This is a genomic window from Pseudomonas sp. UME65 (assembly GCF_014170225.1).
Lineage (GTDB): Bacteria > Pseudomonadota > Gammaproteobacteria > Pseudomonadales > Pseudomonadaceae > Aquipseudomonas > Aquipseudomonas protegens.
This window is the reverse complement of sequence record NZ_LZZQ01000005.1, coordinates 274306-292267: the sequence shown is the minus strand read 5'-3', so window position 1 is coordinate 292267 and position 17962 is coordinate 274306. Positions and strand designations below refer to the sequence as shown.

Sequence of the window (17962 nt, the reverse complement as noted above, 5' to 3'; positions counted from 1 at the left end):
GTTTTTTCTGCTGACCAAGGACAGGGGCATCGACCGCCTGATCCCATAACAACAAACGTCGTCTTGCGCGGTTTTTCTTCTCAACCTTTTTTGGATGCTCCGCCGTGATCTCCACCCTTGAACTGCGCAGAATCGTTGAAACCAGCTTCCTGCCCCTGCATTGCCAGTGCACCGTCGGCCACGACGGGGCCATGACTGTGCGCATCTGCGACCCCGCCAGCGGGCGCGTCGACCTGCTGGTCACCGGCATCGCCACCCGCGGCCTGACCAGCTCCCGGGCGCTGTCGGAGCTGATTGCCGAGTTGCGCTACGACCTCCAGCACACCCGCCTGAGCACCGAGCAGCAAGCCCGCCGCCAGCACGGTCGCTGAAGCGCCAGGGAACATTGCGCCGGGGGCGAGGCTCGAACCCCGGGTACGCGCGTCGATCTTCCACGGGGCTTGCCTCGGGCCTCGGACCTTGTGTGATGATCGCGCTTCGACTGTTCGCGGTTCTCGACATAAGGCTGGTTCATGACTGCTTCCCGTAGCCCCTCCGATGCTTCCCAGGCGAGCCCTTCGTCCTTTCCAGCCAGCGGTTTTGTCCGGGTGCGCGGCGCCCGCGAGCACAACCTGAAGAATGTCGACGTGGACATTCCCCGGGATGCGCTGGTGGTGTTCAGTGGGGTGTCGGGCTCGGGCAAGTCGTCCCTGGCATTCTCCACCCTGTATGCCGAGGCCCAGCGTCGCTACTTCGAATCGGTGGCGCCCTATGCCCGGCGCCTGATCGACCAGGTGGGGGTGCCGGATGTCGACCGCATCGACGGCCTGCCGCCGGCGGTGGCCCTGCAACAGCAGCGCGGCACTCCCAGCACGCGCTCTTCGGTGGGCAGCGTGACCACCTTGTCGAGCCTGGTGCGCATGCTCTATTCCCGGGCCGGTAGCTACCCGCCGGGGCAGCCGATGCTGTATGCCGAGGACTTTTCGCCGAACACGCCCCAGGGCGCCTGCCCGGAATGCCATGGCCTGGGGCGGGTCTATGAGGTCGACGAAGCGAGCATGGTTCCCGACCCTTCGCTGACCATCCGCCAGCGCGCCGTGGCCTCCTGGCCCCTGGCCTGGCAGGGACAGAACCTGCGGGACATCCTGGTGACCCTGGGCTACGACGTCGACATCCCCTGGCAGCAACTGCCGAAAAAGCAGCGTGACTGGATCCTCTTCACCGAAGAAACCCCCACAGTACCGGTGTACGCCGGGCTGACCCCGGAACAGACCCGCGAAGCCCTCAAGCGCAAGCAGGAACCCAGCTACATGGGCACTTTCAGCGGCGCCCGGCGCTATGTGCTGCACACCTTCACCCACACCCAGAGCGCGCTGATGAAAAAGCGTGTGTCGCAATTCATGCGCGGCAGCCCGTGCCCGCTGTGCGAGGGCAAGCGGCTCAAGCGCGAGGCCCTGGCGGTGACCTTTGCCGGGCTGGATATCGGCGAGCTGGCGCGCCTGCCGCTGCTGCAACTGGCCGAGGTGCTGCGGCCGGTGGCGGCGGCAGATTACCTGGAGCAGGCGCCCGCCGATGATCCGGTGCTGAGCCACGCCCAGACCCGTGCCGCGCGTCAGCAGCGCCATGCCCAGGGCGCCCCGGAGCATCGTGGCGCGCCGGATGTGCGGCATACGCCGAACCTGTCCCTGGAAAAGCGCCTGGCCGCCCAGCGCATCGCCCAGGACCTGCTGGAGCGGGTCAGCACCCTGACCGACCTCGGGCTGGGCTACCTGGCCCTGGAGCGCAGCACGCCGAGCCTGTCTTCCGGTGAGTTGCAGCGCCTGCGCCTGGCGACCCAGCTGGGCTCGCAGCTGTTCGGGGTGATCTATGTGCTGGACGAGCCCTCGGCAGGCCTGCACCCGGCGGATGCCGAGGCACTGTTCGAGGCCTTGCAGCGGCTCAAGGCCGCCGGCAACTCGCTGTTCGTGGTGGAGCACGATGTGCAGACCATGCGCCGTGCCGACTGGCTGGTGGACGTGGGCCCGGCGGCGGGAGAGCGTGGTGGCCAGGTGCTGTACAGCGGCCCGCCGGCCGGCTTGGCCGAGGTGGCGCAGTCCCAGACCCTGGCCTACCTGTTTCCCGAGCAGGCCCCGGCCCGGCGTACCCCGCGCCCGCCCCGGGGCTGGCTGCGGCTGGAAGGTATCAGCCGCAACAACCTCAAGGAGCTGGACGCCGAGTTTCCCCTGGGCTGCTTTACCGCGGTGACCGGGGTTTCCGGTTCCGGCAAGTCGAGCCTGGTGAGCCAGGCCCTGCTGGAACTGGTGGGCGCGCACCTGGGCAAGGCTTCGGCCAGCGATGAGGCGCCGGAGCTGGACCTGGCGGACGACGCACCGGTCAGCAGCGGCGGGCGGGTGGTGGCCGGCATGGAGCAGATCAAGCGCCTGGTGCAGGTGGACCAGAAACCCATCGGTCGTACCCCGCGTTCCAATCTCGCGACCTACACCGGGCTGTTCGATCAGGTGCGCAAGCTGTTCGCCGCCACCGACGAGGCCCGGGAGCGGGGCTTCGACGCCGGGCAGTTTTCCTTCAACGTGGCCAAGGGCCGTTGCCCGGCCTGTGAGGGCGAGGGCTTTGTCAGCGTCGAGCTGCTGTTCATGCCCAGCGTGTTCGCCCCGTGCCCGACCTGCCATGGCGCGCGCTACAACCCCCAGACCCTGGCCGTGACCTGGCAGGGCCTGAACATCGCCCAGGTGCTGCAATTGAGTGTCGAGCAGGCCTTGCCGGTGTTTGCCGAACAACCGGGCATCCGCCGCGCCCTGGAAGTGCTGCGCGACATCGGCCTGGATTACCTGCGCCTGGGCCAGCCGGCCACCGAGCTCTCCGGCGGTGAGGCGCAGCGCATCAAGCTGGCCACCGAGCTGCAGCGCACTGCCCGGGGCGCCACCCTGTACGTGCTGGACGAGCCCACCACCGGCCTGCACCCACGGGATGTGGACCGTCTGCTGGAGCAACTGGACAAACTGGTGGCGGCCGGGCACAGCCTGGTGGTGGTGGAGCACGAAATGCGCGTGGTGGCCCAGGCCGACTGGGTGATCGACATCGGCCCTGGTGCCGGCGACCAGGGCGGCACCCTGGTGGCCTGCGGCACCCCGCACCAGGTGGCAAAGCAGCGCACTAGCCGCACCGCGCCCTTTCTTGCCCAAGCGCTGGGCGGACGTTGATCCAGGGCAAAAGTGGCGACGAACGGTTACCGCTGGTCTGATTGGCGGTCGACAGACCCGGTCCGGCGAGGCCATTCTGATAACCGGCGGGGGCGTGATGACGCCCTTGCTGCCGATCAACCACGGAGGTGTTCCATGCCGGTGACCCACGACCTTTACCAGGACCTGAGCTGCAGTAAAGAAGACATTCAACAGCGTCGGGCCAGTGACCCCCACCTGAATGCGCTGTTCGACAAATACACCAGCATCGACGATCAGGTGCTCAAGGCCGAAGCTGCCGCTGCCGCAGACGACGAACTGAAGAAACTCAAGGAAAAACGCCTGCTGATCAAGGATGAGATCGCCGGGAAACTCACCGCCGGTTCCTGACCCCCCTGTAACAAAGACGCTCGCAGTAGCAAGGCGCTTGTTGTGGCGAGGGAGCTTGCTCCCGCTGGGCGGCATAGCCGCCCAGACGCCCGCCGGGCTGTCCCCACCCCAAGCTGCAACGCCCCCAACCTCAAGGCGCCAGCGCCTCCTTCAACGACAACCGGGCCATGTGCCTGGCCGTCAGCGACCCCAGGTACAAGGTATCGCCATATTCGCGCACCGTGGTGATCGGCGAGTAGTTGCCGCTGCTGCCATCCTGCAGGTTGGCGATCACCCGGCCCTGGGTATCCAGGCCCAGCACGAAGCCGCGTTTCTCCACCGGCTTGGGCAATACCGTCATCGCCCGCACCAGCATCTTGCGCACGAAGGGGTAGGGCGCGGTGGCGTCGAGCAACGGGTTGCGCGGTGCGTACAGGGCCACCCAGAAACGCCCGGCGCCATTGAAGCTCAGGTTGTCCGGCAGCCCCGGCAGGTTGTCGATGAACAGGTCGTGGCTGCCGGCCTTGTCACCCTTGAGCCAGTAGCGGCTGATGCGGTAGGCGCCGGTTTCATTGACCAGCACATAGGCCTCGTCCGGCCCCAGGGCAATGCCGTTGGCGAACTCCAGGCGGTCCAGCAGCACCTCGGTGGTGCCGCTCTGGAAGTCGTAGCGCAGCAGGCGGCCATCGGCGCCGTGCTCGATCACCGCTTCGCCGTCATGGCCATAGCCCCAGCGGCTGGTGGCGTCGCTGAAGTAGGCGTAGCGCCCCGCGGCATCGACCGCCACATCGTCGGTAAAGCCGAACTTCAGGCCGTTGGCCTCGGTGCTCAGGGTCTGCAACTGGCCCTGGCTGTCCAGGGCCAGCAGGCCCTTGATGGCATCGGCGATGATCAGGCGCCCGTCCGGGTGCCGGGCCAGGCCCAGGGGCCGGCCGCCGGTATTGACCAGCACCTTGAGCGCACTGCCGTCGAGGCTGCTCTGGATCACCCGGCCGTCATGCAGGCCGCTGAGCAGTTGTTCGTGTTCCAGCAGCAGGGCTTCGGGGCCGTCGATGTCCCGGGCGCCCACCGGCTGCACGGCCTTGAGCTTCTGGTTCTCGGCAAACGGCCCCTGGCTCAGGGACGGCGCCGGCGCCGGGTTCCAGGCCACCGGCTGGACCCTGGTCGGCATCAGCAGCAGGAAGGCCAGGACGGCCAGCAGCACCAGCAGGACAATCCGCAGGCCGCTGAAGCGGCGGGGGGCAATCTGATTCATGCAATGACTCCTGTCGGGGCGGCCTCAGGACGGGCGGCCGGGGGCCTCGGTGGCGGGCAGCGGGATAGCTTGCTGGGCCATCTCGCACAATGCCAGCAATGAGGCGGCGGATTCCCGTTCTATCCGTCGCTTGAATAACAGCTGATTGCCCAGGCGCATCAGCAGGTTGTCAAAGCCGTACTCCAGGGTCCGTACGAAGCGCGTGTGCTGCGCCCCCAGGGGCTGGCATTCGTAGGTCACCTGCAGGTGCAGGCCGTGATCGCCCCGGGCGCTGGCACGCCAGCGGTGCCCGGGCAGGTACTCCTCGACCGTCCAGCTCAGGTGGCCGCTGCGCCCGCCGGCATGGATGTCTTCCTCGAAGCCTTGCCCGGCGAACAGCGGGCCTTCGTCGCCCTCGACCCTGAGCGAGGAGGGGTGCCACTGTGGCCAGAGCCGCGAGCTGGCGGCATAGGCCAGGGTGCTGGCGGCGCTGCGGGGGATGTCGACCTGGTGCTGCATGCGGGTCATGGGCGTGGCCTCGTCAGGGGTGGAAGTGACGGCGGGCGGCTCTTGCGGTTGCCAGTGCAGGGTACCGAACAGCCAGTCCATCAGCGGCAGGACAATATTGAAGTTGCGCTCCTGCATCAGCTCGCGGCGGTGATGCAGTTCGTGCAGGCGGCGCATCTGCCGTACCCAGGGCAGGCGCGCCAGGGGGTGATTGGCGGGCAGGTGCTCGCAGGCATGGAACACCTCGTAGGCCAGGTAGCCGAGCAGGGTGCAACTGGCGAACAGCGCCGCCACGTTGCCATTCCACAGGCGCAGCAGCGCCCACAGGGGCAGGGCGAAGAGCAGGCTGTGCACCACGATCAGCCAGGCCGGAAACAGAATCACCCGCCAGTCCCGGTAGCCTTCATAGGCCATCAGCCCGGGGGCGAAGAAGCTGTGGTGGTCGCCGGTATGGCGGGCATAGAACATCCGCGCGAAGCGCTGCTTGTGATGCCCCAGCCAGCGGTGCACCACGTAGATGCACAGGTTGAAGAACAGCAGCGCCAGCGGCACCGCCAGCCATTCCAGGGGCTGCACCTGGCTCAGGGTGCTGCATAGCAGGCCGATGCACAGCAGGCCATAGGCCAGGACAAAGCCGCCATGCAGCCAGGGGTTGTAGCGCGGACTGACCGCCGCTCGGTATTGCTGACGAAAGTGCTGGGTGGTTTCTCGCACGGCCCGATTCCCGTTGTTGTTTTTATGGGCAGCAGCGTAGCCGGCGGGTAATTATCCAGCCAATGGATAGTGGGAATGAGGATTATTCATCAGGCTGAAAATGCCTGGATAAAGCCCAGGGAAACGACAGCGAGGCGAATGAAAGATTGACGCCAGAATAGTGGCTATTTAGTATTTTGATATTGAATTGATATCATTTCTGCTCGCACTCTGCTTCTTTCTGGTTCCGTTTTGCCTGTCAGGCATCGAGGGGCTGCCAGTTCGACCCTGCTTGCCGAAATCAATTTTTCCTCGCCATGGGCCTTCAGGATGAAGGCTCCAGGGGCTTGTGCTCCTGCATTGCTAAGAGACTGACATGGACGTTCGCCACTTCACCTTCCTGGCCCAGCAACCCTCTGCTGTCCTGCAATCCCGTGATTCGTTCTGCGGCTTGTCCAAGCGCAGCCTGGCGTTCGTCCTGGCCAACATGATGTTCTGGCAGCCGCTGGTGGCGATGGCCGACGGCATCGTGGTCAACGGCAGCGGTACAACACTGGGACAGGCCGGCAATGGCGTGCCCATCGTCAACATTGCCACGCCCAATGGCAGCGGCCTGTCGCACAACAAGTTCAGCGACTACAACGTCGGCCAGCAGGGGCTGATCCTCAACAACGCCACCGGCCGCACCCAGGAAACCCAGCTCGGTGGAATCATTCTCGGCAACTCCAACCTGGGTGGCCGCGCGGCCAATGTGATCCTCAACGAGGTCAACGGCGGCAGCCCCAGCCAGCTCAAGGGCTACACCGAAGTGGCCGGGCAAGCGGCCCATGTCATTGTCGCCAACCCCTACGGCGTGACCTGCAACGGCTGCGGCTTCATCAACACCCCGAAAGCCACCCTGACCACCGGCAAGCCGGTGATCGAGAACGGCCAGCTCCAGCGTTACCAAGTGGACCAGGGCAGCGTCGCCATCGAGGGTGCAGGCCTCAACGCGAGCAATATCGACCAGTTCGAAATCATCACCCGCAGCGCCAAGATCAACGCCGAGATCCAGGCCCGGCACCTGGCGGTGATCGCCGGGACCAACGACGTCGACGCCAAGACCTTGAACGCCACGGCCCGCACCGCCAACCCGGTGGATGCACCGCAACTGGCCATCGACTCATCAGCCCTCGGCGGCATGTACGCCGGGGCGATCAAGCTGGTGGGCACTGAAGCCGGGGTCGGGGTGAAGCTCGACGGCAAGCTGATCGCCAGTGGCGGTGATATCCAACTGGATGCCAACGGCCAGTTGCGCATGGCCGACGCCACTGCCGAGAAGGGCGCGGTGGCGATCAAGGCCGGCAGCCTGGAGGCCCAGGGCGCGGTCTACGCCGGCAGCGAACTCAAGGTACAGACCCGGGGCGACCTGAGCAGCCAGAAAACCCTCGCCGCCCGCGACAGCATCCAGCTGGACAGCGGTGGCCAACTGAGCAACCAGGGCATCATCGAAGCCGGGGTCAATGCCGATAACTCTCGCAACGCCAACGGCGATATCAGCCTCAACGCCCGGGATCTCGACAACCGCGGCAAGAGCATTATCGCCAGCCGCGACCTGACCCTGAACACGGCCCAGACCCTGGACAACCGGGGCGGTACCCTTAGTGGCCAGCATCAGGTGAAGGTCAGCGCCGGCACTCTGGACAACCAGAACCAGGGCCGGGTCCTGAGCAGCGACAGCCTGGAACTGCAGGCCACCCAGGTGCTGAACCACAATGCCCTGATCACCAGCGACGGCCAACTCAAGGCCGAGATCGGCCACCTGGGCAATCGCCACGGCGAGCTCAGCAGCCTGAGCCAGGTTCGCCTGCAACTGGCGGCGCTGGACAACGTTGCCGGGCTGGTGATGGCCGGTGAAACCCTGGATATCAACGCCAGCGGGGCCATCGACAACCGTGGCGGTGCCCTGGGGGCGGAGCGCTTGCTGAAGGTGCAGGCCGCATCCCTGGACAACAGCAAGGCCGGTAACCTGCGCAGCGAGGAGCGCCTGGAGGTCCAGGTCGCCGGTCGTCTCGACAACCAGGACAGGGGCTTGATTCAGGCTACCCAGGCCATGGAAGTACAGGCCGGGCAACTGGACAACCGCAAGGGCAGGATTTCCGGCAGCGACACCCTGGTGGTGCGCGGCGAGAGTGCGGACAACCGCGGTGGGGTGATACATGCCGATCAGGCCCTGGGCCTGCACAGTCGTGACGTGGATAACCGCGACAAGGGCCGCCTGGAAAGCCGGACCGCCGTCACCGTCGAAGGCAACCGCCTGGACAACAGCGGTGGCCTGCTCAGCGCCACTTCAACCCTGACGCTGAACAGCGGCGAGGTGCTCAACCACGCTGGCCGCATCGCCAGCAAAGGCGAACTCCATGCCCAGGTGGACAGCCTTGCCCAGCATGGCGGCGAGCTGGTGGCCGAAGGCGTTCTGCATCTGCAGGGCCAGTCCCTGGATAACCGGGACCAGGGCCTGGTGGCCTCCCTCAAGGCCCTGACCCTGGACGTCGTCGAGGTGGATAACCGTGGTGGTGCACTGTCGGGCCAGGGGGAAGTGCAGGTCAACGGCCAGGGGCTGAACAACAGTGATGGCGGCAAGGTCCTGGCGGACCAGCGCCTGCTGCTCCAGGTGGCCCGGGTCATCAACCAGAACCAGGGGCTGTTGTTCAGCAAGCAAGGGCTGACCCTGAGTGGCGACAGCCTGGACAACAGCGGCGGCCAGCTGGTGAGCCAGAAGCCGTTGCTGCTGACCCTGAGCGCAGCCCTGGACAACCAGCGCGGCCTGATCAGCGGCGAAGACCTGCTGACCCTCAAGGTTGGCAGCCTGGACAACCGCGGCGGACGCCTGACCGGTGCCCGGGCCCTGAGCCTCGACAGCCGCGGGGCGCTGCTCAACCAGGGCGGCTCGATCGTCGCCGAGCAGGGGCTGACCCTGGACAGCACCAGCCTGAACAACAGCGACAAGGGCGTGATCAGCGCCAAGGCCGATGCCCGCCTGGGCACCGGCGCTTTCGACAACAGCCAGGGCGGCAGCCTGACCAGTGCCGGGCAGTTGACCCTGACCACTGCCCAACTGACCAACAACCAGGGCCGGATCGGCAGCGACCAGGCCCTCAATGCCAGCATCACTGGTCTGCAGCAGCAGGGCGGCGAGCTGTTCAGCAACGCCGACCTGACCTTGGACCTGAACCATGGCCTGCTGGACAACCAGGGCGGCAACCTGCACACCCCGGGGCAGTTGTTGTTGCGCAACCTCGACCGGGTGGACAACCGCAGCGGTGAAATCTCCGGGGCCAAGGCCTTCAGCCTCAACGCCCGGGAACTGGACAACGGTGCCGGCAAGCTCCTGAGCAATCAGGCCCTGACCCTGCGCATCGAGCAGGCCCTGGCCAACGTCAAGGGGCTGATCTCGGCTGCAGCCATCGACAGCCGCAGCGCCAGTCTGGACAACCGCGACGGCCAGTTGCACAGCCGTGGCGACAGCCAACTGCAGGTCAGCGGGCACGCCGACAACCAGGGCGCAATACTGCTGGCCGAAGGGCAGATGACCCTCAAGGCCGCCAGCCTGGACAACCGCCAGGAGGGGCTGGTGGGCGCCACCCGCGCCCTGGACCTGCAGGTCGGGCGACTGGATAACCGCGGCGGTGAAGTGTCGAGCCGGCAGATCGACCTGAGCGGCGAGCGCCTGGACAACAGTGACCAGGGCCGCCTGCTGGCCAGTGGTGACCTGACCCTGAAGGTGGCCCGGGTGCTCAACCAGAACCTGGGCCTGATTTCCGCGGACCAGGGCCTGAGCCTCAGCGGCATCGGCCTGGACAACCGGGGCGGGCAACTGGTGGGGGCCCAGCGCCTGGACCTGGAACTGGGTGAAGACCTCGACAACCGCAAAGGCCGGATCAGCAGCGAAGGCCGCCTGGCGACCCAGGCCCGCAACCTGAACAACGACCGGGGCAGCCTGTCCAGTGGTGGTGCCTTGCAGGTCAGCGCCGGGCAGGCCCTGAGCAACCAGGGCGGCAAGTTGTTGAGCGACGCGGGCCTGACCCTGGCCAGTGCCCGGCTGGACAACCAGCAGCAGGGCATCATCAGCGCCAAGGGCCGGCTGTCACTCACTACCGGAGCGCTGGACAACAGCCAGGGCGGCAACCTCAACAGCGGTGATGAACTGAGCCTGAACGCTGCCCAGGTCAACAACGAGCAGGGCAGCATCGGCAGCGCCAAGGCCCTGACGGCCTCGGTCACCGGGTTGCAGCAGCAGGGCGGCAAGCTGTTCAGCAAGAGCCGCCTGAGCCTGGACCTGAACCATGGCACCCTGAACAACCAGGGCGGCCTGATCAATGCCCCCGGTGTGCTACTGCTGAGCAACCTCGGCGCGGTGGACAACCGTCAGGGGGAAATCTCCAGCCAGCAGGCTTTCGAACTGGCCGCCCGCAGCCTGGACAACAGCGCCGGGCAGTTGCTCAGCAACCAGGCCCTGACCTTGCGCATCGAGGGCGCGCTGACCGCGCTCAAGGGCAAGATCGCCGCCGCCGCGTTGCAGATCGATGCCGCTAGCCTGGACCACAGCGGCTCGCTGCTCAGCGACAGCGAACTGGACCTGCGGGTCACTGGCCCGTTGCGCAACCAGGGCCTGATCCAGGCCGCCGGGCCGCTGCAGATCAGCGCCAACGGCCTGGACAACCAGGGTGGGCGCCTGCTCGGCGGCACCCGTGTGGGCATCGACCTGGGGGCCCAAGGCTCGGACCTGGACAACCGCCAGGGCCTGATCAACACCCAGGGCGTGCTGAGCATTGCCGGGCTGCGGGACCTGCAGAACCAGGCCGGGGAAATCTCCAGCACCCAGGGCTTCAACCTGGCCGGGCGCAGCCTGGACAACAGTGGCGGCAAGCTGATCAGCCACCAGCAGCTTGGGGTCGAGGCCGTGAACCTGGGCAACCAGCAGGGCCTGATATCCGGCTGGCAGGGGCTCAAGGTCAGCGGCGGCAGCCTGGACAACCGCCAGCAAGGTACCTTGTCGAGCCTGCTGGGGGATCTGAATATCGACCTCAGCGGCGCCTTGCTCAACAGTGCGCAAGGCGGGCTGGCCAGCCAGGGTCAGCTGACCCTCAAGGCCGCGAGCCTGGACAACAGCGACAAGGGCATCGTCACCAGCAAGGGCGAGCAGCAACTGATCCTTGGCAGTGGAGGTTTGAACAACGCCCGGGGCGGGCTGATTGAAAGCAGCGCCAGCCTCGACATCGGCGCCGGCGACCTGGACAACCAGGGCGGCCGACTCAGCGCCGTGGGCGGCCTGAACTTCAACGGCAATAGCCTGAACAACCAGGGTGGCAACCTGCGCGGTGAAGGCGCGGTGACCCTCGATCTTCTGGGTGCCCTGGTCAACACCCAGGGCAAGCTGGCCGCCAGCGGCCCGTTGCTGCTCAAGCGTTCCAGCCGCATCGACAACCAGGACGGGCAGTTGGTCAGCCAGAACCTGATGACTCTGTTCAGCAACAGCCTGGACAACAGTAACCGCGGCACCCTGGCCGCCAACGGTGCGCTGCAGGTCAACGTCAGTGGTGAGGTGCGCAACCAGAATGACGGCCTGATCTACAGCCGCGACGCCGGCCTGAGCCTGAGCGCCGGCAGCCTGAACAATGCCAAGGGCGCGATCCAGAGCGCCAAGGCCCAGACCCTGGCAGTGACCGGGGGCATCGATAACCAGGGCGGCAAGCTGATTGCCGAGGATGGTGACCTGGACATTCAAGGCGCCAGCCTGGATAACCGCGCGGGTGTGCTGTCCAGCCTCAAGGGGCTGTTCCAGGCCCGGATATCGGGGGTGCTGAACAACCATGGCGGCCAGGCCGAGGCCCAGCGCCTGGATCTGCAAGCCCTGGCCGGTTTCGACAACGGCGCCGGACGCATGGCGGCCAAGGGTGGCGACTTGCTGCTCAATGCCGGCAGCGCCGGGGTGGATAACAGCCAGGGCGGGCTGTATGCCAGCGGGCGGGTCAAGGCCAGCGGCAATCAGCTCGACAACAGCACCGGGCAGATCAACGGCCAGCACATCGACCTGGATTTCAACGGTTCCCTGGTCAACCAGGGCGGCCTGATTGAAAGCCGCGAGAGCCTGGCGCTGCGCGGCGCCAGCCTGGACAACCAGGGCGGCAAACTGCGGGCCCTGGCCCCTGGCGGCAAGACCGACCTGCAGATCGGCGGGCTGTTCGACAACCGCAACGGCCTGCTGGAATCCGCCAACACCGACCTGACCCTGGCGGCGTCGGGTTTCCTCAATCAGGGTGGCAGCCTGCTGCACCTGGGCGAAGGCAACTTCGATATCGCCACCGGCAACGTGATCAATGCCGGCGGCAGCCTGGTCACCCGGGGCGGGCTGACGCTGACCGCCGACAGCTGGACCAACAGTAGCGTGATCCAGGCCGGGCGCCTGAACCTCGACGTCAACCACTTCAGCCAGACCGCCGCTGGCCAGTTGCTGGCCAGCCAGCACTTGCAGGCCCGGGGTGGCAACTGGAACAACGACGGGCTGCTGGCCAGTGATGGCAGCCTGGACCTGCAGATCGGCGGCACCTATTCCGGTAATGGCCGGGTATCCAGCCTGGGCACCCTTGGCTTTGGCGCGGCCCAGCTCAACCTTGGCGCCGCGGGCAGCATCGCCGGTGGCGGCGGTACCCAGGTCACGGTCGCCGGGCAACTGAACAACGCCGGGCGCCTGACCTCCAACGCCGGACTCTCGGTGAATGCCGGCGGCGTGCTCAACACCGGCACCCTGGGCGCCGCCCAGGGCCTGAATCTGGTCACCCCGACCCTGGTCAACGACCACGGTTTCGTATTCAGCGGCCAGAACGCCAGCCTCAACGTCAACACCCTGACCAACAGCTATGGCGAGTTCTACAGCCTTGGCGGCCTGACCGTGGCCGGCATGGCGGCAGGCACCTCGGCCCAAAACCTGAGAAACATCTCCGGCAACATCCAGAGCGGCGGCGATATCAATATCGCTGCACTGGATCTGGTCAACGACCGGGAAAAATACGAAGCCAGCCAGCAGATCACCGATGGCCGCATGACCATCCGCTGCGTCCAGCACTGCGGCGGTGGCGCCAGTTGGGTCCGGGGGCCGGTGTTTATCTACCGGACGGTGGAAGGCGTGGTGACCAGCGACTCGCCGCAGTCGACCCTGAACGCGGGGGGCAACCTGACGGTCAACAGCACCAGCTTCCTCAACCGCTACAGCACCGTGTCGGCAGGCAATGACCTGAGCATCACCAGCGGCACCATCACCAACCAGGCCTCCCTGGTGGCGTCCGGTTCTTCCGGCTATGAAGTCGGCGCCGGGGTCAAGATCAATCGCGGGCTGTTCTTCCAGCTGGCCCGTGACGTGCAGGCCTATGACCGGGCGCACCCGCAGGGCAGTGCCTTCAACCAGGAGGACTTCGCCGCCCTGGTGGCCAAGTTCAACCCGGGGATCTTCTATGGCATCGACCGGCCGGTAGAGACCTCGACCCTGAGCTCTTCGGCGGCGCCGGCCATCATCCAGGCCGGTGGCAAGGCCCGGCTCACGGCAGCCAACGACATCAGCAATATCAGCGTGGTCAAGAATGCCATCGCCGTGGGCGGTAGCACCCGCGACACGGCGGTGGGCGCCTCCAGCAAGCCGCTGATGGTAGTGCTCCACTCCCAGCTACCGCCGGACCTGGCGCAGCAGCAGGTCAACCCCCTGAGCCTGCCCAACTTCAGCCTGCCATCCGGGCAGAACGGCCTGTTCCGCCTGAGCGGCCAGGGCGGCGCAGCGCAGCCCTCGGCCCCGGCGCAGAGCTGGAGCATGGGCGGCGCCAGCCTGGAACTGAGCACTCGCCAGGCCGGTCCGGAGCCGGTCCAGCCCCGGGAACTGAGCAACCGGCCGCTGCCGCAAGTGGCCCTGGGCGCTCGCGACCTGAACCTGGTTGATCACCAGGCCACGGGCATCGATGGCCGCGCAGCGACGGTGCAGGTGAACGCCGTGGCCGGGGATTCGCCGGGGGGCGTGCTGCTGCCCACGGGCAGTGCTGGCAACCAGAGCGTCAACCGCGTCCAGGGCCTGCCGGACAGCAGTGTGCGCAGCAATCCGCACAAGTACCTGATCGAGACCAACCCGCTGCTCACCGACCTCAAGCAGTTCATGGGTTCGGACTATCTGCTGTCGAAACTGGGCTACGACCCGGACCAGAGCGCCAAGCGCCTGGGTGATGGTTTTTACGAGCAGCGCCTGATCCAGCAAGCGGTCACGGCCCGTACCGGCCAGCGTTTCCTCGATGGCCAGAATAGCGATGAGGGCATGTTCAAGTACCTGATGAACAACGCCATCGCCAGCAAGGATTCACTCAACCTGGCAGTGGGCGTGACCCTGACCTCCCAGCAGGTGGCGGCCCTGACCCACGACATCGTCTGGCTCGAAGAGCAGGAGGTGAACGGCGAGAAGGTGCTGGTGCCAGTGCTGTACCTGGCCAACGCCAACAACCGTCTGGCGCCCAATGGCGCGCTGGTCCAGGGCCGCGACGTGACCCTGATCGCCGGCAAGGACCTGGTCAACTCCGGGACCTTGCGCGCCAGTGAGAACCTCAGTGCCACGGCGGGGACTGACCTGATCAACGGTGGCCTGATCGAGGCGGGCAATCGCCTGAACCTGCTGGCCGGGGACAACGTGGTCAACCAGTCCGGCGGTATTATCGCCGGGCGTGACGTGACGGTCCGCGCCCTGGCCGGGGACGTGATCAACGAGCGCAGCATCACCACCTTCCAGAGCAACCCGGGCTCCACCACCCAGCGCCTGGACTACGCCGACAACGCCGGGCGGATCGAGGCCCGCAACGACCTGAATGTCGGTGCCGGTCGCGATATCAATAACATCGGCGGGGTGCTGAGCAGTGGCGGCGACACGACCCTGATCGCTGCGCGCGACGTCAACCTGGTATCGGCCCAGGAGCACGACAAGCTCACCCGCGACCGCTACCTCAACGAAAGCATCACCCAGCACGGTTCAAGCTTCAGCGTCGGAAGGGATCTGGCGGTCAGCGCCGGACGCGACCTGACGGCAGTCGCCAGCCAGATCGAGGCCAAGCGCAACATCGCCATGGATGCGGCGGGTGACCTGACCCTGGCCTCGGCGGCGGATGAGCAGCACAGCTACTCCAAGACCAAGAAGGTCACCCGCCAGGAAGACCATGTCAGCCAGGTCGGCACTTCGCTGACCGCCGGCGCCGATGTGGTCCTCAGTGCCGGCAAGGACCTGAGCCTGATCTCCAGCCGTATCAGCGCCGGCAACGAAGCCTACCTGGTGGCTGGTGACAACCTGGAGTTGCTGGCGGCCCAGGACAGCGACTACTCGCTGTACGACATGAAGAAGAAGGGCAGTTGGGGCCGCAAGAAGACCCGCCGTGACGAGGTGACCCAGGTCACCAACATCGGCAGCGAGATCACGACTGGCGGCGACCTGACCCTCAAGAGCGGCGGCGACCAGAAATACCAGGTGGCCAAGCTGGAAAGCGCCAAGGACCTGACCCTGGACAGTGGCGGCGCGATCACCTTCGAGGGGGTCAAGGACCTGCACGACGAAAGCCACACCAAGAGCAATAACAATGCCTTCTGGAATTCCTCCAAAGGCCGCGGCAACACCGATGAAACCCTGCGCCAGAGCAGCCTGGTGGCCGGCGGCAGCCTGACCATCAAGGCCGTGGAAGGCTTGAAGATCGACATCAAGCACATCGACCAGAAAAGCGTCAGCCAGGCCATCGACGCCATGGTCCAGGCCGACCCGCAACTGGCCTGGCTGAAACAGGCCGAGGCCCGGGGCGACGTCGACTGGCGCCAGGTCAAGGAGATCCACGAGTCCTTCAAGTACAACAACTCGGGCCTGGGCCCGGCAGCGCAGTTGATCATCGCCATCGCCCTGGCGGCGGTGATGGGGCCGATGATGGCCGGGATGAACACCATGCTCCAGGCAGTGGCGGTGAACGTCGCCACCAAGGCCACGGTCAGCACCATCGACAACCGCGGCAACCTGGGCAAGGTCCTCAAGGACGTGACCTCCAAGGAGAGCATCAAGGGCTACACAGTGGCCGCAGCCACCGCCGGAGTGGCCCAGGGGTTGAACTACAACCCGAGCGCCATGGGCCTGGATGCCAAGAGCCTGCAGACCGTGGCGGTCAAGGTCACGGCCGATGCCCTGATCAAGACTGCGGTCTATGGCGGCAGCTTCAAGGACAACCTGGCCAGCGCCGCTGCCGGCACCGCGGCGAGCATTGGCGGGGCCTATGGTGCCGGCAAGATCGGCGACCTGGGCCTGACCGAAGGCGGCCTGGCGAAAATCGCCCTGCATGCCGGGCTTGGCGGCCTGCTGTCTGAAGCCATGGGCGGTGATTTTCGCACCGGCGCCATCGCCGGTGGTGCCAACGAGTTGCTGGTGGGGGTGCTGGGGGACAAGCTGCTGCCGGACAACCTGATCCCCGGCTCGCCGGAGTACATCCAGGCCCAGGCCAACCTGATGGCCCTGTCGCAGATTGTCGGTGTACTCGGCGCGTCGGCGTCCGGTGGTGACATGAGCATCGCCTCGGCGGTGGCGGCCAATGGCACTCAGTACAACTACCTGACGCACCAGGCCTTCGACGAGGTGGGCAACTGCCTGTCGGGACGTACCTGCTCTACCGATGAGCAGAAGAAGGCTGCGGTGGCCAAGGCCGAGAAACTCAGCGAGTGGCTGGACTCGGAAATGCGCAGCCTCTGCGACAAGGCGCCGACCAGCGACAGTTGCCGCGCGGCGGTCAATGCCTCGATCAAGTACGTGGCCATGAAGGATGCCTGGAACATCATGAACAAGGATGTGACCCGTTCCTCGAAGAACACCTTCGACTATCTCTACAACACCGAAGGGGCTGCCGGGCGCCTGGTGACCTACTTGAACACCATCGACAACCGGGCCAATTTCTTTGGTGCCAGCCATGTCTACGAGCAGAACATGGGGATTGGTGCCAAGTGGTTCGGTGGGGCGGAAGAGGTGTCCAGGGCCGGTTGGACCGGCCTGGGAGCCGACGATAACCTCTCGTACATAACCTTTGGTGTCGGCCGGCTGATGGCGCCGGTCTATGACTGGCGCAAGGCAGCCGGGGATGCGCTGATCACCGGTGGCTTCGAGAACTTCAAGAACCTCTACAACAAGGCCACCAGCGATCCGGTCGCCTGGGACATCAAGCAATTGAAAGGCGAACAGACTATCCTGCAGCCGATTCATGAGCAGTACATGGGCGACCGGAGTGCATTCACCTGGCTTTCCGGGCTGGTGACCGATACGTCGATCATGCCCGAGATAATGATCGGTGATCGAAAAGGAATGGATGGCGGCGTGGATATTCTGGATTACAAGTCCCGGGTGGAGTTTGGCTGCAAATTGCTGGGCTACTCCAAGAGCCAGGGCTGTGCGCCATGAGTGCGGCGGCTTACCCGCGACGCCGGGTGTTCATGGCGTTTTTCTTCTGCCCGCTGGTGTTGGGGCTGGTGTTCGGCGCCTTCAAGTTCGTCACGCTGCTGGCCCACCTGGCCAGCAACCCGCGATTGCTGGGGGAGGTGCGGGGGGGCGAGTTGCTGCTGATGCCGGTGCTTGCACCGCTGGTGGCCCAGGTGGCGTTTCTGCTGCCGTTCCTGGTCTTCGCCCTGGGGGTGACGCTGATGAAGGTCTACCACAGCCCGCGCGCCTGTGCGGTGCTGGCCCTGGTGGGCGCAAGCGTGGCCAGCCTATGGGCGCTGATCTTCATCGCCCTGGTGGTCCATGGCGTGAAGAAGGCACAGTTCGCCGACTACCAGGTGGAGATGCTGGTGCTATTCGTGGCTGCCTGCCTGACCTGCTGGCTGGCGGCGCGCCTTTTCCTGCCCGAGAGCAATGCTGGTCCAGGGGTTGCTGACTGACCCCTTGCTCCGGCTGCCGTTATTGACAGCCGGGGCTGGCGCCGCGAAT

The 17962-nt window shown here is 65.9% G+C and carries 7 protein-coding genes; 5 read left to right on the top strand and 2 right to left on the bottom strand.

Annotation, left to right across the window (positions count from 1 at the left end):
* The first annotated feature begins 104 nt into the window (after positions 1 to 104).
* The 3 genes from A9971_RS04845 (at position 105) to A9971_RS04835 (ending at position 3548) form a co-directional block, all read left to right on the top strand.
* On the top strand, positions 105 to 371 hold the full coding sequence (locus tag A9971_RS04845) for a DUF1652 domain-containing protein (protein ID WP_011061967.1): 267 nt from the start codon (positions 105 to 107) through the stop codon (positions 369 to 371).
* Positions 372 to 512: 141 nt separating this feature from the next.
* A complete protein-coding gene (locus A9971_RS04840) occupies positions 513 to 3179 on the top strand; it encodes an excinuclease ABC subunit UvrA (protein ID WP_183001964.1) in 2667 nt (888 codons plus the stop codon).
* Positions 3180 to 3314: 135 nt separating this feature from the next.
* On the top strand, positions 3315 to 3548 hold the full coding sequence (locus A9971_RS04835; RefSeq protein ID WP_015636110.1) for a DUF465 domain-containing protein: 234 nt from the start codon (positions 3315 to 3317) through the stop codon (positions 3546 to 3548).
* 130 nt (positions 3549 to 3678) lie between these two features.
* Here A9971_RS04835 and A9971_RS04830 read toward each other — a convergent pair whose 3' ends face one another.
* Positions 3679 to 4782: an SMP-30/gluconolactonase/LRE family protein gene (locus tag A9971_RS04830; protein ID WP_183000947.1), complete on the bottom strand. Its 1104-nt coding sequence runs from the start codon at positions 4780 to 4782 to the stop codon at positions 3679 to 3681.
* Positions 4783 to 4806: 24 nt separating this feature from the next.
* On the bottom strand, positions 4807 to 5982 hold the full coding sequence (locus tag A9971_RS04825; RefSeq protein ID WP_183000946.1) for an SRPBCC family protein: 1176 nt from the start codon (positions 5980 to 5982) through the stop codon (positions 4807 to 4809).
* A 355-nt stretch (positions 5983 to 6337) separates the two neighbouring features.
* Between A9971_RS04825 and A9971_RS04820 the strand changes: the two genes are divergently transcribed.
* Positions 6338 to 17437: a DUF637 domain-containing protein gene (locus tag A9971_RS04820; RefSeq protein ID WP_183000945.1), complete on the top strand. Its 11100-nt coding sequence runs from the start codon at positions 6338 to 6340 to the stop codon at positions 17435 to 17437.
* The gene (locus A9971_RS04815) at positions 17434 to 17913 is read left to right on the top strand and encodes a hypothetical protein (protein WP_227454146.1); all 480 of its coding nucleotides are present in this window, start codon (positions 17434 to 17436) and stop codon (positions 17911 to 17913) included. Before A9971_RS04820 ends, A9971_RS04815 begins: the two co-directional genes overlap by 4 nt.
* Positions 17914 to 17962: the final 49 nt, after the last annotated feature.

Coding starts and splice junctions, on each gene's coding strand:
- A9971_RS04815 (WP_227454146.1), top strand. CDS start 17,434: ATGAGTGCGGCGGCTTACCCGCGACGCCGGGTGTTCATGGCGTTTTTC.
- A9971_RS04835 (WP_015636110.1), top strand. CDS start 3,315: ATGCCGGTGACCCACGACCTTTACCAGGACCTGAGCTGCAGTAAAGAA.
- A9971_RS04840 (WP_183001964.1), top strand. CDS start 513: ATGACTGCTTCCCGTAGCCCCTCCGATGCTTCCCAGGCGAGCCCTTCG.
- A9971_RS04830 (WP_183000947.1), bottom strand. CDS start 4,782: ATGAATCAGATTGCCCCCCGCCGCTTCAGCGGCCTGCGGATTGTCCTG.
- A9971_RS04820 (WP_183000945.1), top strand. CDS start 6,338: ATGGACGTTCGCCACTTCACCTTCCTGGCCCAGCAACCCTCTGCTGTC.